The 23,720-nt window shown below is 51.0% G+C and carries 25 protein-coding genes; 12 read left to right on the forward strand and 13 right to left on the reverse strand.

Going from position 1 to position 23,720, the window contains the following annotated elements; translation table 11 throughout:
- The first annotated feature begins 7 nt into the window (after positions 1-7).
- Positions 8-853 (forward strand): DUF72 domain-containing protein, encoded by an 846-nt coding sequence (locus KO508_RS05670; protein WP_216007392.1) that lies wholly within the window; start codon positions 8-10, stop codon positions 851-853.
- Between the two features lie 18 nt (positions 854-871).
- Here KO508_RS05670 and KO508_RS05675 read toward each other — a convergent pair whose 3' ends face one another.
- Positions 872-1,666 carry an SDR family oxidoreductase gene (locus KO508_RS05675; RefSeq protein ID WP_216007393.1) on the reverse strand — a complete coding sequence of 265 codons (795 nt, stop codon included), beginning with the start codon at positions 1,664-1,666 and terminating at the stop codon, positions 872-874.
- Between the two features lie 160 nt (positions 1,667-1,826).
- On the opposite strand from KO508_RS05675, the gene KO508_RS05680 reads away from it, so the two are divergent.
- Together KO508_RS05680 and KO508_RS05685 are read left to right on the forward strand one after the other, a co-directional pair.
- The gene (locus KO508_RS05680; RefSeq protein ID WP_216007394.1) at positions 1,827-1,970 is read left to right on the forward strand and encodes a DUF3096 domain-containing protein; all 144 of its coding nucleotides are present in this window, start codon (positions 1,827-1,829) and stop codon (positions 1,968-1,970) included.
- A gap of 455 nt (positions 1,971-2,425) precedes the next feature.
- Entirely contained in the window at positions 2,426-2,695 is a 270-nt protein-coding gene (locus KO508_RS05685) for a ComEA family DNA-binding protein (protein WP_216007395.1), read from the forward strand.
- Between the two features lie 105 nt (positions 2,696-2,800).
- Here the strand turns inward: KO508_RS05685 and gloA are convergent, their stop codons facing one another.
- Complete coding sequence (gloA, locus tag KO508_RS05690) at positions 2,801-3,349, reverse strand: lactoylglutathione lyase (protein WP_216007396.1); 549 nt, start codon at positions 3,347-3,349, stop codon at positions 2,801-2,803.
- 194 nt (positions 3,350-3,543) lie between these two features.
- On the opposite strand from gloA, the gene KO508_RS05695 reads away from it, so the two are divergent.
- The 5 genes from KO508_RS05695 (at position 3,544) to KO508_RS19040 (ending at position 9,694) form a co-directional block, all read left to right on the forward strand.
- Positions 3,544-4,206 carry a GntR family transcriptional regulator gene (locus KO508_RS05695; RefSeq protein WP_216007397.1) on the forward strand — a complete coding sequence of 221 codons (663 nt, stop codon included), beginning with the start codon at positions 3,544-3,546 and terminating at the stop codon, positions 4,204-4,206.
- A gap of 189 nt (positions 4,207-4,395) precedes the next feature.
- On the forward strand, positions 4,396-5,418 hold the full coding sequence (locus KO508_RS05700) for a DUF6160 family protein (protein WP_252737942.1): 1,023 nt from the start codon (positions 4,396-4,398) through the stop codon (positions 5,416-5,418).
- A gap of 39 nt (positions 5,419-5,457) precedes the next feature.
- Positions 5,458-6,516, forward strand: coding sequence for a lysylphosphatidylglycerol synthase transmembrane domain-containing protein (locus KO508_RS05705; protein ID WP_216007398.1), 1,059 nt, complete (start codon positions 5,458-5,460; stop codon positions 6,514-6,516).
- Positions 6,513-8,750, forward strand: coding sequence for a glycosyltransferase (locus KO508_RS05710; RefSeq protein ID WP_216007399.1), 2,238 nt, complete (start codon positions 6,513-6,515; stop codon positions 8,748-8,750). Before KO508_RS05705 ends, KO508_RS05710 begins: the two co-directional genes overlap by 4 nt.
- Positions 8,747-9,694 carry a YbgA family protein gene (locus KO508_RS19040; protein WP_216007400.1) on the forward strand — a complete coding sequence of 316 codons (948 nt, stop codon included), beginning with the start codon at positions 8,747-8,749 and terminating at the stop codon, positions 9,692-9,694. Before KO508_RS05710 ends, KO508_RS19040 begins: the two co-directional genes overlap by 4 nt.
- A 19-nt stretch (positions 9,695-9,713) precedes the next feature.
- On the opposite strand, the gene KO508_RS05720 is transcribed toward KO508_RS19040, so the two are convergent.
- From KO508_RS05720 to KO508_RS05730, 3 genes are all read right to left on the reverse strand, one after another.
- The gene (locus KO508_RS05720) at positions 9,714-10,463 is read right to left on the reverse strand and encodes a DUF481 domain-containing protein (protein ID WP_216007401.1); all 750 of its coding nucleotides are present in this window, start codon (positions 10,461-10,463) and stop codon (positions 9,714-9,716) included.
- Between the two features lie 30 nt (positions 10,464-10,493).
- Positions 10,494-11,480, reverse strand: a complete 987-nt coding sequence (gene trhO, locus KO508_RS05725; RefSeq protein ID WP_216007402.1) for an oxygen-dependent tRNA uridine(34) hydroxylase TrhO — start codon at positions 11,478-11,480, stop codon at positions 10,494-10,496.
- 140 nt (positions 11,481-11,620) lie between these two features.
- The gene (locus tag KO508_RS05730; RefSeq protein WP_216007403.1) at positions 11,621-12,352 is read right to left on the reverse strand and encodes a thioredoxin domain-containing protein; all 732 of its coding nucleotides are present in this window, start codon (positions 12,350-12,352) and stop codon (positions 11,621-11,623) included.
- 125 nt (positions 12,353-12,477) lie between these two features.
- On the opposite strand from KO508_RS05730, the gene KO508_RS05735 reads away from it, so the two are divergent.
- On the forward strand, positions 12,478-13,443 hold the full coding sequence (locus KO508_RS05735) for an NAD(P)H-dependent flavin oxidoreductase (protein WP_216007404.1): 966 nt from the start codon (positions 12,478-12,480) through the stop codon (positions 13,441-13,443).
- 31 nt (positions 13,444-13,474) lie between these two features.
- Here KO508_RS05735 and KO508_RS05740 read toward each other — a convergent pair whose 3' ends face one another.
- From KO508_RS05740 to KO508_RS05755, 4 genes are all read right to left on the reverse strand, one after another.
- Positions 13,475-15,415 carry a methyl-accepting chemotaxis protein gene (locus tag KO508_RS05740; RefSeq protein ID WP_216007405.1) on the reverse strand — a complete coding sequence of 647 codons (1,941 nt, stop codon included), beginning with the start codon at positions 15,413-15,415 and terminating at the stop codon, positions 13,475-13,477.
- Positions 15,416-15,571: 156 nt separating this feature from the next.
- Positions 15,572-17,053, reverse strand: a complete 1,482-nt coding sequence (locus tag KO508_RS05745; RefSeq protein WP_216007406.1) for a DUF5666 domain-containing protein — start codon at positions 17,051-17,053, stop codon at positions 15,572-15,574.
- Positions 17,054-17,505: 452 nt separating this feature from the next.
- Entirely contained in the window at positions 17,506-18,384 is an 879-nt protein-coding gene (locus tag KO508_RS05750; RefSeq protein ID WP_216007407.1) for a DUF6502 family protein, read from the reverse strand.
- A 77-nt stretch (positions 18,385-18,461) separates the two neighbouring features.
- Positions 18,462-19,892, reverse strand: a complete 1,431-nt coding sequence (locus KO508_RS05755; protein WP_216007408.1) for a DUF5666 domain-containing protein — start codon at positions 19,890-19,892, stop codon at positions 18,462-18,464.
- 198 nt (positions 19,893-20,090) lie between these two features.
- Between KO508_RS05755 and KO508_RS05760 the strand changes: the two genes are divergently transcribed.
- On the forward strand, positions 20,091-20,264 hold the full coding sequence (locus KO508_RS05760) for a DUF6435 family protein (protein WP_216007409.1): 174 nt from the start codon (positions 20,091-20,093) through the stop codon (positions 20,262-20,264).
- A gap of 34 nt (positions 20,265-20,298) precedes the next feature.
- On the opposite strand, the gene KO508_RS05765 is transcribed toward KO508_RS05760, so the two are convergent.
- Positions 20,299-20,646: a chaperone modulator CbpM gene (locus KO508_RS05765; protein ID WP_216007410.1), complete on the reverse strand. Its 348-nt coding sequence runs from the start codon at positions 20,644-20,646 to the stop codon at positions 20,299-20,301.
- A gap of 16 nt (positions 20,647-20,662) precedes the next feature.
- Positions 20,663-21,622 carry a DnaJ C-terminal domain-containing protein gene (locus tag KO508_RS05770; RefSeq protein WP_216007411.1) on the reverse strand — a complete coding sequence of 320 codons (960 nt, stop codon included), beginning with the start codon at positions 21,620-21,622 and terminating at the stop codon, positions 20,663-20,665.
- A 163-nt stretch (positions 21,623-21,785) separates the two neighbouring features.
- On the opposite strand from KO508_RS05770, the gene KO508_RS05775 reads away from it, so the two are divergent.
- Together KO508_RS05775 and KO508_RS05780 are read left to right on the forward strand one after the other, a co-directional pair.
- Positions 21,786-22,295 (forward strand): acyl-CoA thioesterase, encoded by a 510-nt coding sequence (locus KO508_RS05775; protein WP_216007412.1) that lies wholly within the window; start codon positions 21,786-21,788, stop codon positions 22,293-22,295.
- 86 nt (positions 22,296-22,381) lie between these two features.
- Positions 22,382-22,825, forward strand: a complete 444-nt coding sequence (locus KO508_RS05780) for a YtoQ family protein (protein ID WP_216007413.1) — start codon at positions 22,382-22,384, stop codon at positions 22,823-22,825.
- Between the two features lie 28 nt (positions 22,826-22,853).
- On the opposite strand, the gene KO508_RS05785 is transcribed toward KO508_RS05780, so the two are convergent.
- Both KO508_RS05785 and KO508_RS05790 read right to left on the reverse strand, forming a co-directional pair.
- Positions 22,854-23,279 (reverse strand): DUF3010 family protein, encoded by a 426-nt coding sequence (locus tag KO508_RS05785; RefSeq protein ID WP_216007414.1) that lies wholly within the window; start codon positions 23,277-23,279, stop codon positions 22,854-22,856.
- 37 nt (positions 23,280-23,316) lie between these two features.
- Entirely contained in the window at positions 23,317-23,661 is a 345-nt protein-coding gene (locus KO508_RS05790; RefSeq protein ID WP_216007415.1) for a PBPRA1643 family SWIM/SEC-C metal-binding motif protein, read from the reverse strand.
- Positions 23,662-23,720 lie beyond the last annotated feature (59 nt).

Here is a 23,720-nt window from a genome sequence, read left to right on the forward strand (position 1 = left end):
ACAGGCAATGGCACTCCCCTACTTTCTTGGCTGCCCTCAATGGCAACACCCAGCATGGGGTAACCTGCTACCACTAGGCGAAAGTCCGCTGGGCCGTTACAGTCAAGTATTTAACTGTGTTGAAGGCAACACAACGTTTTATGCGACACCTAGCCAAGAACAGTGTCGGCAATGGCGTGCGCAGGTGCCAGACGATTTTCGCTTTCTACTAAAATTCCCTCGTCACATTACTCACGACCGCCTGCTGTCTGGCGTGGACGCAAGCGTGCGCAACTTTCTAGACATTGTTGCACCTTTGGAAGATGTGCTCGGCCCATTCCTCCTGCAACTCCCTGCGGCATTTGGACCAAGGCACCTGCACAACCTATGGGACTTTATTGACGCCCTGCCAGCACCACTAGAATGTGCAGTTGAGGTTCGCCACAACGCTTTTTTCAGTAAAGGTGATGCTGAAAAAGCTCTAAACCGTGGCCTTCGTGAGCGCAGGGTCGCACGGGTATGCATGGATACACGTGCTTTATTTTCGGCAACGCCAGATAAAGACGTCACTATTGAAGCACAGCGCAAAAAACCAAGAGTGCCGGTGCACTTGCTTCCCGGTGATGCAGCCCCGGTTATCCGCTACATTGGGCACCCGGATCTAGAAAGTAACCGCCGCTATCTGGCACCTTGGGTTGAACGAGTTGCCACTTGGGTTGAAGAAGGCCGGCGGCCCTATTTCTTTTTACACATGCCGGACATAGGTGATGCGCTCGCACTGACCGAGATCTGGACGAGTCTTATAAGTGAGCGGGTGGACCAGCTAGAAGCCTTGCGCTTTAGTGAAAAACAGCCTCAAATGGGGCTGTTTTAGTCTGTTGTTTGGGCGCTCTTATTTGTGTGCCCGGGCCATACGAAACAACACTTCGGGTGCGAGCCGCTTGAGCCAGAGGGCCGCCATTTCCTTGCCTTTTCCCACCGGGATCTCACGTTTTTTTGCATTCAGACCTTTGACCACTACTTCGGCGCAGTCATTCACGTCCATACCGTTTTCGATATCGTCATCTTTCAGGTCAGAGGCTTTCCCATCACCGGCCAGCGCACTGCGGGCAATGTCCGTTCGGATAAAACCCGGCACGATTGTGGAAATATGCACGCCCTGACCTTCAACTTCTGTGCGCAAAGAGTCAAAGAAGCCCATAACCGCATGTTTGGCTGCACAATAACCCGTGCGCAGAGGCGCACCTACCTTGCCAGCCACGCTGGCCGTTACGGCAATATGGCCGACGCCACGCTCAAGCATATGAGGCAAGACCGCCTTGGTAAGCGCAATTTGCCCCATTACATCCACTTCCATCAGTTGGCGGTAGACCGACATTTCTGTTTCCACGCACAGGGAGCGTTGGGACAATCCGGCGTTATTGATCAACAGGTCAACCTGGCCAAACTGGTTGAGCACGGTTTGCACCGCACCGGGCAAGGCCTCCCAATTGGTAACATCCATAGGCAAAACCAGCACCTGATCTGCGCTAAGACCATTATCGCGACAACGCTCGGCTACACGCTCTAGCTCACTTTGCCTGCGGGCAGAAAGAACAAGGCGGGCGCCCTCCTGAGCAAAACGAACAGCGAGCGCTTCGCCAATGCCGGAGGAAGCGCCCGTTATCCAAATAGTTCTATCAGTCATTACCATATACTCCAGAAAAGTGAACTAAAGGCCAGATCAAACACTTTATGAGCCCAACGAGTATGTTCGTCAACACGCTCCTAGAAACAGGGAGTTGCCGACTTATCCTTTCAATGCCAAGATTTCCCTCGTTTTTCAAAAATGATTACTGAGGAAAGTTATGACACTTCATTTAGAACTTGCCCCGCTTATCAGCTTGGGCGCAGGCATTGGCATTCTGATATTCCCACGCTTGCTCAACTATATCGTTGCAGGCTACTTGATTACTCTTGGTGTTTTAGGGCTGCTCGGGCACTCACTATAACCTATCGCTTTCGTCGACAGGGTTCGAACGCACGACACCTGTAGGAGATATCTCACAAGCCAGCGAGTCAATCTCCGGTATCTCACAAATTCGCTCCCGCTAGAATAGGCAGTGTTAGGGATGACAAGCCAGCAAGGAACGTTGGCTCAGGGATGACTGCTCTATGGAATCGGAGCTATCAAAGGGATTTGGAGTAGCCCGAAGGATATGGGCTTTCAAGGACGACCAAGGATGAAGCGCTTAGGAAGAGTGCGGCCTAAAGGAGGAGGCGGGGTTCACGGAACATAGGACTACATGGAATGTAGTCCTTGCCCGTGCACTGTTTTTTTTCAGCGTTATTCTGCCAACTCCCCTCACACTTTTTCTCTCCCGAAAAACCTGAACAACCTATTCCTGCTGTATTGCACCCTGACTCATAACCATAACGATGCACGTTAGACTCAGGAGTCACTTACATGAAGCACTCATCTTTTTTCGCTACACTCGTACTACTGTTCAGCTTGGCAAGCGGATTTGCCTTTGCAGAGCAGCCAGCTATCAATATCAACAGCGCAGATGCAGCAACTCTGGCAAGCCTTGATGGTATTGGCAGCAGCAAAGCAGAAGCCATTATTGCTTATCGCAAAGCCAACGGCGCTTTCAAAACGCCAGAAGGGTTAGCCAAGGTGAAAGGCATTGGCGCTCGCACTGTTGAGAAAAACGCTGAGCGTTTAACTGTGAAGTAAATTGCGAGAATAATACTCTAAAGCCCAAGAGACGGCGGCTTGCTGCCGCCGGTCTTTCAGCCCTGTTCGCAAACTCGCCTCCACGACGCGGGCGAATTCGAGTGATCAGGCGTTTTTGCGCTGTTTCTCCAACATATTCGGCTGCAGAACTTCAATCCAGTAACCGTCTGGATCTTTAACAAAAGCTAAGCCCTTCATTTTGCCATCGTCCGGTTTTTTAACGAACTCAACATCCAGCTTTTCAAAACGCTCACAGGCAGCATACACGTCGGGCACGGCTATCCCGATATGGCCGAAACCCTGAGGCTCATCATTGCCATTGTGGTAGGCAAAATCATCGTCGTTCTCTGTGCCCCAGTTATGGGTCAATTCCAACATGGCTTCGCGACCAAACGTAAAGGTGGTTCGATGCGCATCGTCTGTTGGCACAGACCCAGCTTGCCGGTCATCAAGGTAGCCAAGAAAATACAGCGTAAATTTCATTTCCGGGAAGTCCAGCTTGCGCACCAGCCGCATACCCATTACCCGCGTGTAGAAATCCATGGAGCGTTCGGGATCTTTGATTCGCAACATGGTTTGGTTAAATACATAACCTTCCGTTTCTGGAACCGGTTCTTCGTATAGGCCGGGGGCTTGCTCAAAGTGCTTGGGCATGGGATTTCCCTTTATTACTTTTCAAATTGAGTAACTACACATGTGGGCGTTGCGGCCAAATTTCAAGGCGCTGCTCTACGATGGTCGGCTAATGGGCAAGTCGCAGGGGTGTGATAAACTCCACGCATATTCTCCTGCTGAAGCAGGGCCGACCCATGGCCTGCCGGCTCTCAAAACCAGTTCAGAGAACCTTTATGGATTTCAAGGTGCCTAATACCCTAGCGGAGCAAATCGCTAATTATCTGGCAGAACGGATTATGATCGGGCAAATTCAGCCTGGTAAGCGCATTCAGGAGGCCACGCTGGCCACTGAACTTAAAGTCAGCCGAGCCTCGGTGAAAGAGGCGTTGTACACTCTTGAGCGCTGGCATTTAGTGGAGATCACGCCGCGTAAAGGTGCTGCCGCATCAAAGCTCGACGCCAACCACGCCTCGGAGCTGTACGACGTTTACATGCACTTATTGATGATGCTTGCAGCAAGGCTTTGTGTGCGCTGGCAGGACAGCGATCGAGACCGAATGTTGGCGGTGGTGGACAGCGCGGTGGCGCAAATGCGGGAACCTTCAGCAGATATTACGGCCGTGGTGGAGGCGAGCTTTGAGGTGATGGAGGCGTGCTGCGAACTGGTGGGCAACCCCTACCTCACCGAAGCGCTTTCTAATTTCAAACCGGCAGTGAGTCGCGCTTACTATTTGAGCGCCGAGCGTTATCGCCATGGCCTAACTGAGACGAGTGAGTTTTTTACACGCCTTCCGCAGGCTGTATTGGCGCGGGATGTGGCGCAAGCCCAAGCTTTAATTGAGGCTTTCGCTGAGCATCAGAAGAAAATGATTCAAAGAGCGTTATCCTCTGCCTAAAGTCTGCAAACCGGTTTATAGATCCTCAACTGTGACTAAGCTCACAGACACATCGCGGCTTCCTAACTATCGTAACAACGTGTAACAAAACTCTATTTCTGCTGCATTGGTTACGCTGTCCCCTGCGGCCAGAGAGCTTGGTTAAGGCTCTCTACCAACAAAAACAAATAGTCCAAAACCGGGGCCATCATGATTAAGCCGCACACCCGTCGCTGCACGGCACGAACATCAACGCTTTCCCTTTGGGTGCTTGCACTCTCGCTGCCTACCACGGCCATGGCGGAATTCCAGCCGCTGGATGATGGTGCGCTTTCAGGGGTAACCGGTCAGGCCGGTGTGACTATCGAGCTGGAAACCAAAATTAATATCGATCACCTAGCCTGGACAGATGAAGGCACTCTGAGGGTGAACGATATGCGGCTTTCTGGTCATAACGATACGGTTTTGGACAACCTGAAGCTGACCGTCGATATAGCGGGTACCGGTGAGGTACTTGAGCATGGCTTTTCAGAAATTGCCCGAAGAGCAGATGCTGGGCTTCTAAGCACTAGTAATACGGATGTTGCAGACGCCCTAGCCAAGTACTCCATGGGTAGTGAGTTCGGCAAGCAGTTTAATAGTGGCGATTTGGTTATCCATCTGGGTGCAACCGACTATGGTGACCCAACTAGCCTAACTGACTACCTACAAGCGGTGGATTTCGAGTTAGAGGTTGGCAGCATTACCACCACCGGTTCCGAAGGCTCGGCGACTTTGTTTTCTGATGTGTTGCTACAAGGTTATGTCGGCCCCACAGATTTGGTCATTCGCAACGAAGGCAGTTCGAGCAAAACTCTAAGCAACGGCAATGTCGTTTCCGGGGCCGAATTGCAGTTGGACACGCACTTTGAAGTCACCGATGGTAGCCTGAATTGGGATGCCGCAGATGTCATCCTACTGTTCAATTTTGCAGCGGTAGGTATCGAAGGGTTGCAAATTCATAACCGTCGGGGCGATGACACGTTGGGCCACTTTGGAATGGCCAGTGCTACGGCAAAACTGTCCCGAGGTACTGGGTCGGTTTCCGGCAAGGAAGGCCTTTCGATTCATGAGGTTGAATTCCGGGCAGACATAGATATGCCTGTATTCAAAGTAGGCCAGGTCAGCATTGGCAGCGTTCAGTTCACAGACTTCGCCATTACCGATACCACCATGATGGTTTATGGTCACTAGAGTCCTGTAAACTGCCCGTCTCTTTTTGACGGGCAGCTCATGACTGATAACACCGACACCAGCTACCAACAACGAACCTCCGCAAAACGCCTTAGTCTGTTCAGCCTACTTTTTATCGCGCTGACAGCTGCAGGGCTTTACGCCGTTTACGATCAATTCGCAGGGCGCAGCATCAGTTTTGACTCCAAGCTGATTGCACCACAAACCCTAGCGGCCGTTACCTCCCTTTTGCTGGTGTATTTTGTTTCAGATGGTTTGCGTTTGCACTTTACGCTGCGGGCGCTCGGTCACCGTTTACCCTTTCCTACCATCTTTCGTCTGGTTTTCATCAATCTGTTCTTTTCCAACGTCACTCCCATGGCCACGGGGGGCGGTTTTGCTCAGATCTGGTACCTGCATCGCCATGGCGTCCCGGTAGGTAGCGCAACAGCTGCGACCACCATCAGAACCGTGCTAGCTGTGCTCTTTATCTTTTCTCTCACACCGGTTTTTCTGCTTACACTGGATGCCTTTGACGGCCAGTCGATTGCCGGGGATGTGGGCTCTGCATTGGCTGTATTTATTCTGCTGTATCTGGGCTTTTTCATTATTTTGCTGTTTCGCACCCGCTGGCTGATCGGCCCGCTCGGCGGACTACTTAGAACCTTTAACCGCTGGAACCTCATCAGCAATACTCGCCATAAGCACTGGCAGTTCAAAGCTAAGCGGGAAATGTTGCGTTTCTCCCACAGCTTTGGAGACTATTTGCGGGGCAGGCCTCTTTTCGTCGCATTGTCTGTTGTTTTCACCGCACTGTTCTTACTTAGCCTGTTCAGCTTCCCCGCCCTACTGATTTACAGTCTGGGCTACGATATTGACTACCTTATGTCGCTAGGATTGCTCGTTGTGACTACGTTTATTATGTATTTCTCCCCAACACCCGGCGCCTCCGGCATATCAGAAGGAGTTTTTGGTAGTTTTTTCAATGACATACTGTCTGGCAACCACCTCATTCTAGTTATCGTGAGTTGGCGCCTCATCACTATATATCTCGGCATGATCATTGGATTGTTCGTGCTGCAAAAAGAACTTATTCAAAGTCGCAGGAAATCCGGATGATCTTCCGCAACCCGCTAAAGCTGCTTTTCTATCTCTGCCTGCTCATCGTGCTATTGCTGGTAGGGTACAAAGCCTACCTGAACTTTTTCATGAAAGACTTCGCGGGCGTGCACACCGAGCAAGTGGAGCAAATCCATCGCAGAATATCTGCCGCGGAACCCTTCAGTTTTGCCGTAGTAGGCAACATCAACAACTCGGTCGGTATTTTTGAAGAACGCATTATTCCGGAGTTGCACGCCTCGGGGATGGATTTTCTGGTGTCAGCAGGCAATGCTGTTAGCGGTGGGGGCGAGGATAAATACCGGGCTCTTTATGGAAGCCTTAGCCATCTAGACATTCCTTATCTACTGACATTTGGCGCACACGAATACGACAACTTTGGCAGTTTCCGCTTTTATGACCACTTCGGGCCGCATTTCTACAGCATTCAAGCCGGCAACAGCCGGTTGATTTTTCTGGACAGCACGGGGAAAACGCCTTGGCAGTGGCAAATTCGGTGGCTGGATGACCTACTCAGCCAAGACAGCTCAAAAGCCCGAATTCTTTTTATCAGCCACCCCCCACTGAAACCTACAGAAGATGCACTCTTCGACCAAGCCGAGGATTACCTTAAGCCCACTGAATTTCGCAACGCACTTATGGATGTGGTCGAAGCGCACAGCATCGATAGGGTGTTTTCCGCCAATCTATCACTCTACTCAGAGAAGCAGATAGGCAGCACGCGGTTTATTACCACTGGCGGAGCTGGCGGTCTGATACTGAACAACGACACCAGCTTCTACCACTACGTACAAGTGAACATTAGCCCAGAGGGCGAAGTCAGCCATAAGCTGCAACAGCTTGAAGTTGGCCAGCATCCGATTCTTAAGCGCCTCGAAAGCCTTTGGTTCTTCGTGTATTCGCTGTTTTACACCGGGTATCTCAACTTCATTCTAATTGTGGCTGTGTTTGCAGCCATTACCATCAGGCTCTATGCCATCATTTTTGTCGGTAAGGATTACTACCCGGACTACAACCTTGATCCCACGCCATGGCTGGAAAAGCCGTTAAGAGTGGCCATGTTTACCAACAACTACTTACCGTTCATTGGTGGCGTACCCATCTCCATTGCCCGGCTGAGGCGAGGTCTGGAACAACTTGGCGACAAGCTACTCGTTGTGGCTCCACGCTATAAAAACCAGCCAGAAGTTGAAGAGCACGTACTTAGGATCCCCTCACTGCTTACCATGGGTGAGAAACGAGAGTTCCGGCTGGCCAACATTTTTCTTGGCCGCATTCGTAAGCGGGTTCGGGCATTTCACCCAGACATTATTCACCTGCACCATCCGTTCTGGCTGGGCTCGCTCGGGCTGTTCATAGCGCGCCGCCTCAAGGTGCCCGCCATCTATACTTACCACACGCGGCTGGAGCATTATGCCCATTTTGTGCCACTGCCGGGCCTGATCTTTCGTAACCTCATATCCCACGCGCTGATCAAGCGCTTCGCCAACAAGTGCGATGGCGTTATCGTGCCTACCTACTCAACCGAAGAATACCTTCGGATGATCGGCGTAAAGACACCCACCTTCGTGCAACCGACAGGGATTGAGTACAAGCGTTTTCAGTCGGTCTCAGATAATGAAGTAACCACGCTCCGGAAGACCCTGAAGCTGAACGACGACAAGGTTTTTATTAGTGTATCGCGGCTGTCGAATGAAAAGAATATCGACTTTATGATCGAAGCCATGGCTGCATTGCGTATGGAAACGAGCGAGCCCTTTCATTTGTTGATGATTGGCGAAGGCCACCAGAAAGCACGCCTTCAGAGCAAGATTCATGATCTTGATCTTGCAGCCCATATCACGCTGGTGGGTGCTGTGCCGCCAGAAGAAATGGCTGTTTGGTACCGTTTGGGAGATGTGTTTTTGTTTGCCTCCAAATCTGAAACTCAGGGTATGGTCATTCTGGAAGCCATGGCGGCCGGTTTGCCTGTTGTGGCCGTGCGCTCCAGCGGCATTGACGATGTTGTACGCCAAGGCTTCAACGGTTTCAAAACACCCGAAAGACAAGACCAGTGGTGCATACAGGTAAAGCGGTTACTTGAAGACGACGATCTAAGAGCTACGCTTTCCAAGCAAGCTCTGGCATTCGCCAAAGATTATTCAGTAGAACAGTTTGCCAGTGACGTTCGCGCAATTTACGCTACCACTCTGGCACTGAATGATAAAAAACTAAAAAAACGGAGAGAAACGTGAGCGGCATTCCTGTGGGAATCAGCACTTGTTTGCTGGGCAAAGAAGTTCGCCATGATGGTGGCCATAAACACTCCCGTTATTGCACGGAAGTGCTGTCACAACATTTTGATTTTCACTCCATCTGTCCTGAGCTGGAAGCCGGCTTGGGCGTGCCCCGCCCCGCTATTCATTTGCGGGAATACCCAGACGGTATGCGGCTAACAGAAACCAAGGGCACGGCCGACCACACCGACGCCATGCAAGCATTCACAACCGGGATTTTGCCGGAACTGGCCCACCTACGCGGCTACATTCTCATGGCAAAATCCCCAAGCTGCGGCATGGCCCGCATAAAGGTTCACAACCCCGAAGGTCAAGTAGTGCGGCGTGATGGCCAAGGCATGTTTGCCGAGGCGCTTATGCGTGCCTACCCACTGCTGCCGGTTGAAGAAGAAGGCAGGCTGAATGATGACGCATTACGGGAGAACTTCATTGAGCGAGTGTTTGCCTATGACGACTGGATGCAGAACGTAGCAGACGAAAAACTGACCGCGAAAGCGCTTATCGAGTTCCATACCCGCCACAAGTTTCAGTTGCTAGCACACTCAGAGAAAGTATACCGACAGCTCGGCCCCATGTTGGGCGACCTGAAATCCGATGCGCTGGAAACCATAGCCAGCCGGTACATTCAGGATTTCATGGACGCCATGACGAAAAAGGTAAGCCGGGGCTCGCACATAAATGTGATGCAGCACCTTATGGGTTACCTGCGGGACGCCATGGGTAACGAAGATCGTAAAGTGTTGATTGAGCAGATTGAGGCTTACGGTCGCGGTGAGGTACCGCTGGTGGTACCTATGACACTACTGCGAATGGCACAACGTAGGGAACCGGCAGATTACCTCACCTTGCAGCAGTACCTGAGCCCCTACCCGGATGCCTTGGGACTCAGGAACAAGGTTTAAAATCTGGAGCCAGAGCTAATCAGAAACCGTACAGTAAGGTAATTGCCGTTTCGGTGTCTGTAGATTCCGTGCCTGCCGGTGCATCTGACACATGCTTCACCCGATAGGCCGCCTTCATGGATAGGTTACCGACCAAATTTGCCTTTATTGCTGTTTCTGACTGGCTGATCACGTTGTTCTCATCCAAGCCAATTTCTGTGCTCAGTTTTTGCCGAAAGAGGGCGTTTTCAGACAGCGCATAGTTAAACTGGGCGGCTAGCCGAGCAATGGCCTCTCTCTCAACGTCTTTGCCTTCTTCATTAACGCCTTCCAGTTTGTTGTAGCGATAACCAGCACCGGTAGATAAATCAAGAAACGAGCGTTCGCCACGCAGCCAAACTCGATTCCCGTAACCGGTGGTGGCTGTGGATTCGAAGTCGTACCCGGAGAAGCGATCTTTCTCGTAGGTGCTGCGCAGGAACCAGTATTGGCTTTCATCAAACTTGTAATTGGTTTCTAGTGCCGCTTTGTACTTTTCAACGGTAGTTTGATCTTCACCCGTGGTTTCGTCTTCGGCTTCAGAGTAGTTGGAGCTGAAGTCTGCAATATTGCGCCAGCTTACGACCTCATGCACCAACCCCAAACGCCCGTTTATATTCGTCTCTTCAGTATTTCCGGATGTCATGAGCACACCCAATTCCGCCTCGCCTTCCCAGTTCTTAGCATCCTGCCCGTAGGCCATTGGTGTCGCTAAAATGGCAATAACCGCAACGGCTTTCTTGAAACTCATGAAGGCTCCTTGGTAACTGATTCAAGCGAACTAGTGTTTTTCCTCCGCTTGGCGTTCACGCTCCGATTTTTTGCGTGCTTTGCGTTCAGCGATAATACGTGCAGCATCACCGCCCACATGCACTTCCCCCCGAGCTTCGGCCAAACGAATCTGCCGTTCCCGCTCCGCAAAACGTGCTTTTTGTTCCTCACTCAGCGAATCGATACAGCGGTGACAACTGACACCCTGCTGGTACTCCGGAAACTGTTTCTCTGCTTCGGTGATTGGACGACGACAAGCATGGCATTGGTCGTAGGCACCGCGTTCCAAACGATGATTGACCGTAACCCTGTCGTCAAATACAAAACATTCACCTTTCCAGAGACTTTGCTCTTCTGGCACCTCTTCTAGGTATTTCAGAATACCGCCCTTGAGGTGATAAACTTCTTCAAAACCCTGCTCTCGAAGATAAGCTGTTGATTTTTCGCAGCGAATTCCACCTGTACAAAACATGGCTACTTTTTTATGTTTTGTTGGATCAAGGTTCTGTTTTACGTAGTCAGGGAACTCACGAAAGGTATCTGTGGCAGGGTTGACGGCATGCTCAAAGGTGCCAATTTCCACTTCGTACTGATTACGGGTGTCGACAAGCAGGACTTCCGGGTCTGAAATCAGAGCGTTCCATTTCGCAGGTTCTACGTAGGTGCCCACAATGCGCTTGGGATCAATTCCATCAACGCCCATGGTGACGATCTCTTTTTTGAGTTTCACCTTAGTGCGCTTGAAAGGTTGGATATCAACAAACGACTCTTTGTAATCGATGCCGTCAAACCGGGCATCCGCACCTAAAAAGGCCTGCACAGCGTTTATACCCTGTCGGCTTCCGGCAATGGTGCCATTAATACCTTCGCGCGCGAGCAAAAGAGTACCGTGCACGTCATGGGCCAGCATAATATCCAGCAGTGGGTGGCGAAGGGCTTTGTAGTCATTCAGAACGGCGAACTTGTAGAGCGCGCAGACAACAACAGTGTTGCTCATGGGAGATTCTCCTGCGGGCCGGATCGTAAATCCGGGGCATGGGTTAGTTTATCTGGAGGGTTTAAGCCAGAGAGGGCGCAGATTTTAACCCACTCTGGCTCAGGTTCAAGTCAGTGCTGGCCGAAGCCGCCACTCGAAACTTATTTTGTTGCCTTGGCAAGCTCCCGCTCCACAACGGCCGACAACTGGCCCCAACCCGGACGGGTAAGGCGAATGTTATCCACAAGCACGGTTGGGGTGCTGCTCACCTGTAACTGCATAGCTACGCGACGGCTGGCTTCAACGGCTTCCCGGTGTAGTTCTGTTGTCATACAACGGCGGAAACGGCGCTCTTCCAAGCCCAGATCATTTCCATAACGGGTAAAGGTTGCCACCGGGTCGTTCGAGCCGCTCCACTCAGTCTGCGAATCATACAGACGCTCGTGCATTTCCCAGTAAGCACCTTGATCGCCAGCGCAGCGAGTGGCCTGTGCAGCGGGGAATGCATTCTGATGCTGCTGCAAAGGCAAATCAAAATACACAAAACGAACCTGCCCAGCCTCCACATACTCCTGCTTCAAGCGCTTGCTAGCGCTCGCAAAAAGGCTACAGGCCGGACATTGGTAATCAGCAAACTCCCGCACAACAACCGGAGCATCTGCAGCGCCTACAGAAACACCGTACTGATCCAACTGGGCAGGAAAGGCATCGGCATTGGGCCCGGCAACCGGTAATTCATCCGAAGTGGGTGTTGGCGCTGCCGTCAGGAAAAAAACACCAACCAAAACAGCTGCGAGAACCAGCACACTTACCCCGATAATCAGGGGTTTTTTCGAACTTGTTTTCTTTGGCGGCGGCGCACCCGTTTGTTTGCGACGTTTTGCTTCACCCATTCTTGGCTCCTTTCTATTTTTCAGAGGTACTATGATTGTTAGCAGGCGAACATTCCCACATTCACTCAGGCAGGCTAAGATCCTCTATATCCTACATAAGTTCCAATACAAATTAAGGAGATCACATGCCACTTCCTTCATTCAACAAAGATTCCCTCAGTTTACCCCTCGTCGCAGCTCCCATGTTCTTAATATCCGGGCCAGAATTGGCGCTGGCGTGTTGTCGAGAGGGTATCGTGGGCAGCTTCCCTGCCCTAAACCAGCGCACGAGTGAAGGTTTCGAAGAGTGGCTGATCCAGATGAACGAGGGGCTTGCCAAGTTAAAGGAAGAAAACCCGGAAGCCAACATTGCGCCCTATGCGGTAAACCTCATCGTACACCGCTCCAACCCGCGCTGGCAGGCCGACCTAGAGCTATGTGTAAAGCATCAAGTGCCCATTATCATTACCTCGCTTGGTGCAGCAAGCCAAGTGGTTGAAGCCGTACACAGCTATGGTGGTGCTGTGTTCCACGATGTAACCAATCAAAAGCACGCACGCAAAGCGGCCGAGGCTGGTGTGGATGGCATTATTGCTGTTGCAGCTGGTGCTGGAGGGCATGCGGGCACTATCAACCCCTTCGTGCTGGTGCACGAAATCCGCGAGGTGTTTGAGGGCATTATTTTGTTAGCTGGAGGACTCTCTCACGGTGAAGACGTACTGGCCGCGAAAGCTCTTGGTGCGGATTTAGCGTATATGGGAACTCGTTTTATTAACACCAACGAGTCCCGGGCAGAAGATGCCTATCGCACTATGATTATTGAATCCGTATCAAGCGACATCATCCATACCCCAGCGGTTTCTGGGATACCAGCCAGCTTTATGCGGCAAAGCTTAGAAGCCGCAGGCTTCCCAATGGATAAGTTAAATCAGGCGGGTGAAATCAACTACGGTGAAAAGCTTAAACCGGTAGATGACGAAGCCAAGGCGTGGAAAACCGTATGGTCAGCTGGTCAGGGTGTCAGCCAAATCAATGATGTGGTCAGCGTTGAGGCTTTAGCTTCAAGGTTGAAGCAGGAATACGAGAGTGCCCGTGCGCGGCTTTGCGAATAAGCAGGCTCAGGGTAACGGATACCCAGTTCCGTCACACGCGGAACTGGGAAGCGTTGGCCTGTAGTGCCCCCAATAATTCACTGATCTTTAGGCTCGCATGGTCGGAACGCTTGATAGCTTCAACGGTTGCTTCGGATGAATGGGCAATGCCCTCAACGCTCACGCTTGCTTTTTCTGCCTGTCTGCCTTCCTGCTCGGCGACCGACGAAATACCCAAAGCGCGTTCCTGCAAGCTGCTTAGCAACTGATTAATCTGCTCAAAGTGCTCATCGGCACGGCGGAACTCTGCGGACGATTCCGCAACCTGTTCCGATACCTCACCAATCACCAATACGGCCTGTTTGCTGCCCTGTTGCAAGCCTGCAATGATCGCCTCAATCTCGGTAGTAGACGCTTGTGTTCGGCTGGCCAGTGTTCTTACCTCATCGGCAACAACCGCAAAACCACGGCCCGACTCGCCTGCTCGGGCCGCCTCTATAGCTGCGTTAAGCGCCAGCAAATTGGTCTGCTCCGCAATGGCGCCGATAACCGACAACACGGTGGTGATTTGCATGCTTTGTTTATCTAAAGCGCTTACAGCTTCCACTGCCTTTTGTACATTAAGCACAACATCATCAAGTCGCTTCAGCACGTCGCGAGATATGGCCGCTGTTGCATCGCTCTCGGTGCTGACACTTCGCACCGCTCCTGCCATTTCCTCAATATTCTGGGCAACACCAGCAATACTGTGAGACATAGCTGCCATGGTTTCCGACACTTCCACCACTTCCTGCTGCTGGGCACCTACGGCTGCAACCGCATCACGGCTGACCTCGCCTTGAGACTGAGCCTGCCCTACCGCAGATTCCGCAGAGCTTTTAACATCGGTTACCAGCTCTTGAATGCGGGCAATAAACTTGTTCACCCCTCGGGCCATTTCTGTCAGTTCGTCATTGCCCTTCAGGTTTACACGGCGAGTCAAATCGGCCTCGCCATCCGCAATGCCGCGAATGGCGGAGTTCAACCGTAAAACTCTAGGCAATACGCTACCGCCGAGTACCGCTGCTATCAAAATCAGAAGCACAATCATGGAACTCACAGCAACCAAGGTTAGGCTAGATGACAAACCCGATGCTTCCGTGCGAAGCGCATCTACCGTCCCGCTAATACGGGATTGCGTGTCTGCGCCGATATCCGTGAGCTGCTGTTGCAGTCGCTGGTTCACTTGCTCGGTTTCAGTTTCAAGGGTTTGCCTTGCCGTGTTAATGCTGCTGGCAAGCGCTGTACCGAATTCTTTTTCCAACTGTGCTAGATCGCGGTTGATGCCATCCAACGCCAACCCGATCTTTAGCTGCCCAATTGCAGAACCTTTGGGCTTGATGTCTGCGGTGATAATCACGACGTTGGAATCACGAGTTGCAGCTTCCAGCACGCGATTCGCCGCCCCTCGACCCTCACCCTGCTCCATGAGTGCAAGTACGCGCTCATCAGTGCGATCAACATAACGGGTCAGACGCTTTCCATACTGGTCAAAATAGATCGCGAAGAGTACCGATTCTCTAGCATCTGCCAGCTCCACAAGATTGGTAAGCCGCGGAACATCCCGATCCCAGATCAGCGGCGCAGCAACAGCTGCCAAAACATCCGCCAGCCCTTGTGCCTCTGCCATAACGGCATTTCGAACATTCTCTGCAACCTGTTTCTGCTGCTGGCTTTGCTTAAGTGTAAGCTCCGCAGCCAGTTCACTAACGCTTTCTTCCCGCATGGCCTGCAAGCGCAACCGAACATCATCGCGGGTGGTTTCGAAAGAGTCGCTGAGTTGATCACTGCTCTGTTCAAGAGCTGAGCTAGCGGTGCCTATCAAGCGTTCGACTTGGTCCGTGATCAGCCACTGGCTGATCACCACCTGCGCCACACCGGCGACAATAAGAGCAATAAACACAGGTCGAATCAGCCGACTGGTGATTAGATTTTTCAAGAAAAGAGCGGCCATAAACGAACCCTCAACACACTATTCCGACACCCGGAGTAGTTGCCAATTTAATTATCAAAATGCACCTTATAGTAGTTGTAGCAAAGTAAATGACAAAGTGGGACTTCTTTATGTAGGGATTTGTTGCATATTTTCAAAAAACAGAGACAAGCGGACTCATTCAAGCTCGACACTGGATGCTTCGTATTGATCCATAGAATTAGACTTTCGCTTGTATTCAACTTCTAGTACAACCTTCTCGTCACCCTTGAGTAGCGTTTCTAACTCACTTAGGGAGACATCTTCAAACGCATCATCCTCGACCCTGATGGACACGCCGAGAATCGTGATAAATCTGTAAGAAAGACCATCTTTTGCCGGCACACCCACAAGCTGGTACGCATCTTCGGGGCTGTCCTCAAGCTCACGCTCTACCTGAAGGGCTTCAAGATAAACCTCGCCGTCGCCACCTTCTTTCTGCAGGCCAGACACCTCAACTTGAATCGACTCCACCCCTGGAATCAGGTCACTGAGCAGCAGTGCTTCATCCGTATCATCATCTGTAATAATTGTTCTCGGCGTTACGCTCACTCGAACGCCACCCACCAAGAAGCTATCTGTGCTCAGATCTACAGCGTCTATCGTACCTGCGACCTCAGCATTGCCATCTCTAATTTCAATTTCAGTAGCGCGAACTAACCTGCCAGATACAAATTCGCCTTCAACCTGCACGAGCAAGCCTTCTTTGAGATCCTTCAGGGCTAGATCATCCCACTCTGTCTCTTGTGTTATCTGAATCACCAGCCCGTTGAGGCCAAACGTCTGGTCAACCTCGTTGTAGCTCGAAGAGACTGGGCCTGCGATTTCGATATCCTCACCGGCAGGGCGATACCGACGAAAATCATCAATCTGTATTCGCTTGGCTATAAGCGTGTTACTTACTGAGTCTTCACTCCCTTCAACCTCAAAGTACACTCCGGGTTTCAAATCTTCAGCAGACAATCCTTCTACGAAACTGCGGTCGTCAAATTTAATCACAACACCATTCATCGTGAACTGGCTTGTTCCAACTGAACCCACGTCAACAGGTCCTTCCAGCTCTACTCGGTTATCACCATAAGACGCAGGGTTGAAACCAATATAACTAGCTCGGTAGTTACCATCTGACTGACGCCAAGCGCTGATTCGCACATAATCACCTTCTGCGAGAGTCGCGAGCGTTCTGTTCTTGAGGACCGTTTGCCGGCCAGCAATAACTTTTTGCCGGTATATTTCGAACGAGATCGATTCCCCACTCGCATCCATTTGCAAATTGGAAACCTTGCCTCGCAGGGTGTCGTCATACTCCATTGAATCAGCATCGCCCGTGCCGTCGGGTTGCCATTCGCCTTCAATTCTCAGAATCATTCCTTCGTTAAGGTCATTTTCCGTGGCAACTCCATCATTGCTTTGCACTTCTCTGTTTCGGATACCATCGGTAAAAAATTCAACGCCATTCACAAATACGCTGCCAAAGCCCGATACCGGCCCCACACTTGAACCAGTGCCGCGGATGCCACCGTCTGCCACTTGATAGTCGCCACCACACGCAGAAAAAAGACCCAGTGTTAACACGGTCGCTAATGCAACGAGCACACGTTTGCAGGCTATCAGAATCATTGCTCTCTCCGCGTTGGACAAGTCGGCTTTGTGTGGTTGTTTTGGTGGCTCATATCAGACTTAGTCGTTATGCCGTCTACCTGCGTTTCTGCCGGGACTATACGTTTTCCGTCTGACTACTGGTGGGGACTCCAAGCTGGGAGCATCGTGTACATAGGCACTTCGTCTAAGGAGAAGCTGTCCGCTATCCAGTTGTTCAACCAAGCCTTTGCGTAGAAGTTCATTGAGTACCACTACAGGCACAAAACCGGGATTAACTGCATGCGCAAGTTGATTAAAGTTAGGCTCACTTTGCGTGTTGGTTGCAAGTAAGATCGGATGTGCGTTCTCGTCAAGGAACGCGATTGCGCTGATCCAATGGCTCACCACTTCCTGACAGGAAGGGGACAACAGTGTGCTTGCGAGTTCCGTTGGCTCCCAGCGGCATATAAATTCTGATTGGTTATCAGGCCTCATGACGCGTTCTCTTGGCGAGAACTGAGCAAGCGTGTTTCTTTACACTGTGGATCTTCAAAATAAAACACGCTAACACCTGTTCTGATTGATTCTGACGAGGAACCAGCAACCGACTCCCCTGACACATCGCGATCTTTTGGTCCTAGCCATGAATCCAGCTGCTCAAGCATTTTCTGGGATTGCTCCGCAGCGTGCATGCGCCAAGCGTCCATTACCTCTGAAGATATGTTGTTATAGGTCAACGTACGCTGAAAAAGTGGCTGTTGGCCGCTTTTGCCACAAGCTAAGTTATGATCCATTGTGGCGATAAGATCTGACACATCCTCTCCAAAAATTTGAAGCATTTTTTGACTGTCGCCAGCAGGTACATAGGCTCTTTGATTTAAAGATAGTTCACCAGTGTCTTCATGCACAGACACCAGATTAACCCGCAATAATTCATCCAATACAGCACGCGGAGGCATATCCCCACTGTACTTTTTTGCCAGTTGACAAAAACTCACGGGACCTTCAAAAGGAAGTTCAGCAGGTTCGCCAGTGGCGTCCTTAAACTGCGCATCGTTTACCCAACCGGAAACAACACGAGATGCCCGGTTCGTATGAAGCACCTCGAAGGTAGCCGTGTGGCGCCCTGCTAGAATTTCGCGCTGGCGCTTAACTTCTTTTCGCGTTAGTCCTGTCATAACCGCCGCTGCAGAATCGGTTGCTTTGCGTCGATCACCAGAGAAATCCTTCAGCGCTGCTTCCACATAAGCGCGTTTAACCAATTCGGAAAACTCACCAAAAGGAATGCCATTACGCAAAAGCAGCCTCGCAAGGGGCCGCAAAATACGAAACAAAGCCTGGTGTAATGGGTTGGTGCGGGGCTCAATCATATTTGGGATTGTATTCCCATGGCGCCACTAAAAGCCAGAAGCGCGGGCAAGATAAACTTACCCGCTCTGTCTCCGTACTACTGATCTGGACTTTCGATCAACGCATACTCGCCAGCACCCGTGGTGCAATACTCAAGCTCAACTTCTTTCTGCAGCTCCAAGTCGTCATGGTTAAAGGGACCGGGCAGTATCTCCAAGTTCATAACGTGGATTGAGCCCGAATCGGTCACTGTAATTCTGGCTTCCAGTTCTGCGCAATCATCATCGCCTTCGCCTTCGTACTTCACACTGTTAGCTTCTAAGTAGCCACCATCGCTATCGCGCTGAAAGCCTTCTACTTCCAGATAATCACCAACGTTGAAGCTTTGGATATCGAGAACCCGGGTACGGCGCTCATCATCGCCACCTTCGTCGATAAGAGTGCTGGCCGTTAACTGAACCTTCACGCCACCAACCATGAGTCTTTCATTTACGAAATCAATCGACTCAACAGCGCCTTCCAGTTCGACATTCGATTCTTGACCTTCGATGTCTTCAGCATACAAAACACCCTCACGAAACTCGCCTTCCACTTGAACATGCATACCGTTTAGCAGGCTATTTTCGCGGATATCATCAAACTCTGTTTTATCTGTAACCCTCACGAGTACGCCGTTAATATAGAAGTGGCGGTTAGCTTCGTCATAGTCATACAGGTCGCCGGATATTTCGACGTCATCACCTTCATCATCCAACCAGTGGTTTTCCTTATCGATTTCTGCAGCAAGGAGCATTTGTTTGTCGGAAGACAGCGTTCCTTCTACTTCCACCGTCATGCCATCAGCCAAAATGTCTAAATCAAACCCGTCTTCCGGCTGTGCACTTGTATAATCGATCGGGAAATTTCTGATCGTGAAGGTTTGAGCCAGCTTGTCCAAGTTCTCAACGACGCCCTCAATCTCTACGTCGTTAGCGTCCTCAAAATCAAAATCAATCCCTTTCACGCCCACGTAGCTTGCTCGGAACTTACCTTCCGCTGTTCGCCAGCCACTGATGCGAACCCGATAATCCGCGGCTCTACTTGCCAACTCAACGGGTGCTACACCACGGAAAACGGTTTGGCCATCAACAATTACGGTCTGACCAAGCATATTGATCTCGCCCACACGGCTGTCAGCATCCCAAGACATAAAGTTAACCGGGCCACGTAAGGTGTCGTCATAGCTGACGACCCTCGCTTCGCCTTCTCCTTGTCGACCCCAATCGCCCTGAACTTTCAGGATCATGCCTTTGTCCAGCTGCCCCTCACGCTCAACACCGTCACTACTAAGAACAGTGCCGTCTGTTCTAAACCTTGTGCCATTTACATACACACTGCCAAAACCAGAGATTGGGCCGACACTGGTACCCGACGAAGTTTGACTCGGGCTAGAGCTCTCGGAGCCACTACCACCACAGGCAATAAGAGAGCTTGCAAGAGCGCCGGTTAAAGCGAACTTAACGGCTGAAGCTAAAAGGTTGTGTTTCATCACGTATCTCCGGGCCACTGTACAAAGTTTAGGCAATCAAATTTGACGCACCTACGAGATGGGATTATTTTCCCAAAACCAATATTGGGAATTTATTCCCAATTAGCGCTTTTGTCCAGCGGACTTTACTTTGAATTCATGAACTTTCAGACAGTCTGAGCGTAACCTTATGACCACCAACAGATTGCGAGATGAGAAATGCTAGGATTTTTGAAGGGCGATCCAAGGAAAAAATTACAGAAAGAGTACGAAGACAAGCTTGAAAAAGCGCTTCATGCACAGCGAAACGGGGATTTAAGAAGCCACGGAACGTTTATGGAAGAGGCAGAGAGGATTTACGCCAAGATCAAAGCGCACGAAGAAAACCGGTAAAAGCCGCTTTAATAATGAGTGGTGCCAACCTTGGCTACCACTCCCCTGTTAGCTGCTGTAACTGCCGGTTGAGTCGTTCTACTTCCTTGCGCATGTCCTGAACCTCATCCAAAAGCTCTAGGGACATGGCTAGACCCGGCAGATTCATCTTCAAATCACGCTGCAAACGTCTGGCCTTATGCAGCCGAGCTAACGCCGCCACATCAAACAGCCACTGGCGTGCTTCCTCTGCCGGTTCTATTGGCGCAATAATGCCGTAGCTTACCAGCTTGATTACAAACTCCGCGTGGCACTCACCACGCTCGCACACCTCGTGAAGGGTGAAGGTGCTGCCATCTGAGTCCATTACTTCAACGGTCAAAACACTGTTTCTATCACTCATGCTTTAGGCTTCCCCTTCACAGGTGCAGTTTGCTGCGTGGGTTAAATGCTTTCTCAGCCTCGGCAAGCTGCTCGTAGAGCTTTTCTGCTTCCGCAGAATGCTGCTCCGGTATGGCTATCTGTAGAATAACAATCTGATCGCCGGGATGCTTGCCTGGCAAGCCTTTGCCTTTTAAGCGGAGCTTGCGGCCGGAAGATGTTCCCTTGGGCACTTTCACATTCACCTTTGAACCCACTGTTGGCACTGTAACGGTCGCACCCAACGCGGCCTCCCAAGGCGCCACTGGAACGGTCACAACCACATCACGCCCCTCTACACTGAACAGTGGGTGCGGCGCCAATTCGACCTCTATAAGCAAGTCGCCCGGTGCTGCGCCACCATAACCGGGAGATCCTTGGCCCTTCAGGCGCAAATGCTGCCCTTCGCGCATTCCAGCGGGGATTTTCACTTTCAGTGTTTTCTGCCGGGCTACAACACGGCCCTGCTCGTCGGCCTCATGAACAGTGAAGGAAACCTGCTTCTCGGACCCGTTAAACACTTCCTCAAGGAACAGAGCCAACCGTGCGTGAACGTCTTCACCGCGCATCCGCACGTTCTGCCGGAAACCACCAGCACCCGAACCTGCGCTTTGTCCGCCACCAAACATCTGCTCAAAAAAATCGCTGAACTGTCGAGAATCCGTATCGGTGTATCCTCCACCGCCAAACCCGGAAGCACTCTGCCAACCGGGAGGCGGCTGGAAGGAACCGTCAGACTGCGCGCCGTACTTCCGCAGCTGGTCGTATTCCGCGCGCTTTTCCGGGTCTTTCAGTACTTCGTAGGCCTCGCCAAGATCTTTGAATTTTTCGTCGGCATTGTCTTCTTTACTGACATCCGGATGATATTTCCGGGCAAGTTTTCGGTAGGATTTTTTGATTTCCTCGGGGGAGGCAGACTCACTCACACCGAGTACGGCGTAATAGTCTTTGAAGTCCATTGAACTCCTCGCATCTAATGAAAGATTGTTCTCTGGTTATATATGATTGGCGCAAATACCGGAAATACAAGCTCATCCCAGCGCATTTTAAAGAGGGTGTAGTACCCTTCACAGTACCCTTGAGAACAACCTTAGCCTAAAACCAACACAGAGAAAGGATGCTATGCCTGAAAAATCGCCAAAACCCGTATCCGCTTCCGCCATTGAGAAACACGTTTATAAAGTTTTCCCTAATGATATGAACTCTCATGAAACCGTTTTTGGCGGCATGATTATGGCGAAATGCGACCGTCTGGCTCTGGTGGTTGCTGAGCGCCACTCTGCCCATGTTTGTGTGACGGCTGCGGTGGATTCGATCCATTTTCGTGCCCCAGCGAAAGGCAACGACACTCTGCTATTCAGTTTATCCCTAAACCGTAGTTGGGGATCGTCTATGGAAATCGGCGCTAAGGTTGTCGCAGAAAATAGTTACACCGGCGAAACACGGCACATCCTGTCTGCATTCTTTACGTTTGTGGCCTTGGATGAAAACGACAAGCCCATAAACGTTCCTGCAGTAATTCCGGAAACAAGTAAACAGAGGCAGCGTTTCGCGAATGCAGAGATTCGCCGCGAGGGGCGGCTGGTAACCCGGGCGCAACTAGCCAAAGTAAGCGATGACGATGAGGATTAACCGGGCTGAGATTCTGTAAACCTCCGGGCTATGATAGGGTCTCGCAAGCTCGAACCTTCCTTACCCATTTTACTTAGGAGAACTTCATGATCTGGACTGTGTATCTCTCTGGCGAAATTCACACTGACTGGCGTGAGCAGATTCAGGCTGGGGCAGAAGCAGCTGGATTGCCCGTGGAATTTACTGCGCCTGCTACCAACCACGAAGCCAGCGATGCGGCGGGCGATATGTTAGGTAAGCCGGAAGTGGCTTTCTGGCGTGATCACCAGTCATCCAAGGTAAACGGCATTCGCACCAAAACCCTGCTGGAGCAGTGCGATTTGGCAGTGATTCGGTTTGGTGACAAGTACAAGCAATGGAACGCGGCTTTTGATGCCGGTTTCTGTGCGGCTATGGGCACGCCCTACGTTACCCTGCACGCAAAAGATATTATCCACCCCCTGAAAGAAGTGGACGCTTCCGCCATGGCATGGGCGCAAACACCCGAGCAAATCGTTGAGATTCTGAAGTACGTTACAACCGCTCAATAAGGTTTTTTGATCTGGCGAAGAGCACCGGCTACTTCGCCAGATGCCCTACATAAGCCGCAACAAACGCGGTTTCCTGAAATACCTTCAATCCTGTTTCTGCAAAAGAAATGGGCAGCGGCTTGGCAGACAATGTCGCTTTGATGGTTGCTGAGGAAAGCAACTCCACTTCAACATCAGCCATCAACTGAATAGCCGCTTCCATTTTGAAGCTGATTGCCCCACCAGCAAACTTGCCTTTGGGCATGCGCTCTTTGATGGCTACTTTTTTCACATCATGCTCTGCCAGAAACGTCGCAAAAGATGCCTGAAACTGCTTTAGATCTTCACGGGTATGGTTCTTCTTCAAAGTAATCTTTCGAACATTGTTTTCTGGCAGGCTGAACTGCCCCATATCCAAGTTCAACAAGCACACCACCGCTTCACTTCCGCTCAATTCAACACCACAAATAAGCATGGGTACTCCTTTTTCGATCAATAAGGATTTCTGTGTATCAGGCACAGCACTTTTTGAATTTTTTCCCGCTGCCACAACTGCATGGATCGTTTCGGGAAGGCATCTTAGCCTGAGTGACAGTGCCGCCCTTGTTCAAAATGGCGGTAAGCTCCGTTATGGATTCAACGGCATCCTCCCGGGCATCAACGGTAATGTCTGCGTGCAACTGGGCCTCTGCAACCAACGCCCCAACCTCTTGCTTGCGATCTTCACTGGTTACAACCAGTTGCAGTGGAAACTTCTTGCTACCACTTTTTTGACTGGCGTTAGTTTTGAAGCCGCCGTAGGCCGTGTGATGCTGCCGTGCATCCTGCCGGCCTTTGAAGAAAAACTTGTCAGACATGCTGAAACCCTGATGAATTAGTAGAGAGGCTATTTGCTTTTGAGCATGGCCGCCACTGA

The organism is Marinobacter salexigens, from assembly GCF_018860765.1.
Lineage (GTDB): Bacteria > Pseudomonadota > Gammaproteobacteria > Pseudomonadales > Oleiphilaceae > Marinobacter > Marinobacter salexigens_A.

Excerpts from the sequence above, each read along its gene's own strand:
- KO508_RS05670 (WP_216007392.1), top strand. The coding sequence starts at position 8 with ATGGCACTCCCCTACTTTCTTGGCTGCCCTCAATGGCAACACCCAGCA.
- KO508_RS05675 (WP_216007393.1), bottom strand. The coding sequence starts at position 1,666 with ATGACTGATAGAACTATTTGGATAACGGGCGCTTCCTCCGGCATTGGC.
- KO508_RS05680 (WP_216007394.1), top strand. The coding sequence starts at position 1,827 with ATGACACTTCATTTAGAACTTGCCCCGCTTATCAGCTTGGGCGCAGGC.
- KO508_RS05685 (WP_216007395.1), top strand. The coding sequence starts at position 2,426 with ATGAAGCACTCATCTTTTTTCGCTACACTCGTACTACTGTTCAGCTTG.
- gloA (WP_216007396.1), bottom strand. The coding sequence starts at position 3,349 with ATGCCCAAGCACTTTGAGCAAGCCCCCGGCCTATACGAAGAACCGGTT.
- KO508_RS05695 (WP_216007397.1), top strand. The coding sequence starts at position 3,544 with ATGGATTTCAAGGTGCCTAATACCCTAGCGGAGCAAATCGCTAATTAT.
- KO508_RS05700 (WP_252737942.1), top strand. The coding sequence starts at position 4,396 with ATGATTAAGCCGCACACCCGTCGCTGCACGGCACGAACATCAACGCTT.
- KO508_RS05705 (WP_216007398.1), top strand. The coding sequence starts at position 5,458 with ATGACTGATAACACCGACACCAGCTACCAACAACGAACCTCCGCAAAA.
- KO508_RS05710 (WP_216007399.1), top strand. The coding sequence starts at position 6,513 with ATGATCTTCCGCAACCCGCTAAAGCTGCTTTTCTATCTCTGCCTGCTC.
- KO508_RS05720 (WP_216007401.1), bottom strand. The coding sequence starts at position 10,463 with ATGAGTTTCAAGAAAGCCGTTGCGGTTATTGCCATTTTAGCGACACCA.
- trhO (WP_216007402.1), bottom strand. The coding sequence starts at position 11,480 with ATGAGCAACACTGTTGTTGTCTGCGCGCTCTACAAGTTCGCCGTTCTG.
- KO508_RS05730 (WP_216007403.1), bottom strand. The coding sequence starts at position 12,352 with ATGGGTGAAGCAAAACGTCGCAAACAAACGGGTGCGCCGCCGCCAAAG.
- KO508_RS05735 (WP_216007404.1), top strand. The coding sequence starts at position 12,478 with ATGCCACTTCCTTCATTCAACAAAGATTCCCTCAGTTTACCCCTCGTC.
- KO508_RS05740 (WP_216007405.1), bottom strand. The coding sequence starts at position 15,415 with ATGGCCGCTCTTTTCTTGAAAAATCTAATCACCAGTCGGCTGATTCGA.
- KO508_RS05745 (WP_216007406.1), bottom strand. The coding sequence starts at position 17,053 with ATGATTCTGATAGCCTGCAAACGTGTGCTCGTTGCATTAGCGACCGTG.
- KO508_RS05750 (WP_216007407.1), bottom strand. The coding sequence starts at position 18,384 with ATGATTGAGCCCCGCACCAACCCATTACACCAGGCTTTGTTTCGTATT.
- KO508_RS05755 (WP_216007408.1), bottom strand. The coding sequence starts at position 19,892 with ATGAAACACAACCTTTTAGCTTCAGCCGTTAAGTTCGCTTTAACCGGC.
- KO508_RS05760 (WP_216007409.1), top strand. The coding sequence starts at position 20,091 with ATGCTAGGATTTTTGAAGGGCGATCCAAGGAAAAAATTACAGAAAGAG.
- KO508_RS05765 (WP_216007410.1), bottom strand. The coding sequence starts at position 20,646 with ATGAGTGATAGAAACAGTGTTTTGACCGTTGAAGTAATGGACTCAGAT.
- KO508_RS05770 (WP_216007411.1), bottom strand. The coding sequence starts at position 21,622 with ATGGACTTCAAAGACTATTACGCCGTACTCGGTGTGAGTGAGTCTGCC.
- KO508_RS05775 (WP_216007412.1), top strand. The coding sequence starts at position 21,786 with ATGCCTGAAAAATCGCCAAAACCCGTATCCGCTTCCGCCATTGAGAAA.
- KO508_RS05780 (WP_216007413.1), top strand. The coding sequence starts at position 22,382 with ATGATCTGGACTGTGTATCTCTCTGGCGAAATTCACACTGACTGGCGT.
- KO508_RS05785 (WP_216007414.1), bottom strand. The coding sequence starts at position 23,279 with ATGCTTATTTGTGGTGTTGAATTGAGCGGAAGTGAAGCGGTGGTGTGC.
- KO508_RS05790 (WP_216007415.1), bottom strand. The coding sequence starts at position 23,661 with ATGTCTGACAAGTTTTTCTTCAAAGGCCGGCAGGATGCACGGCAGCAT.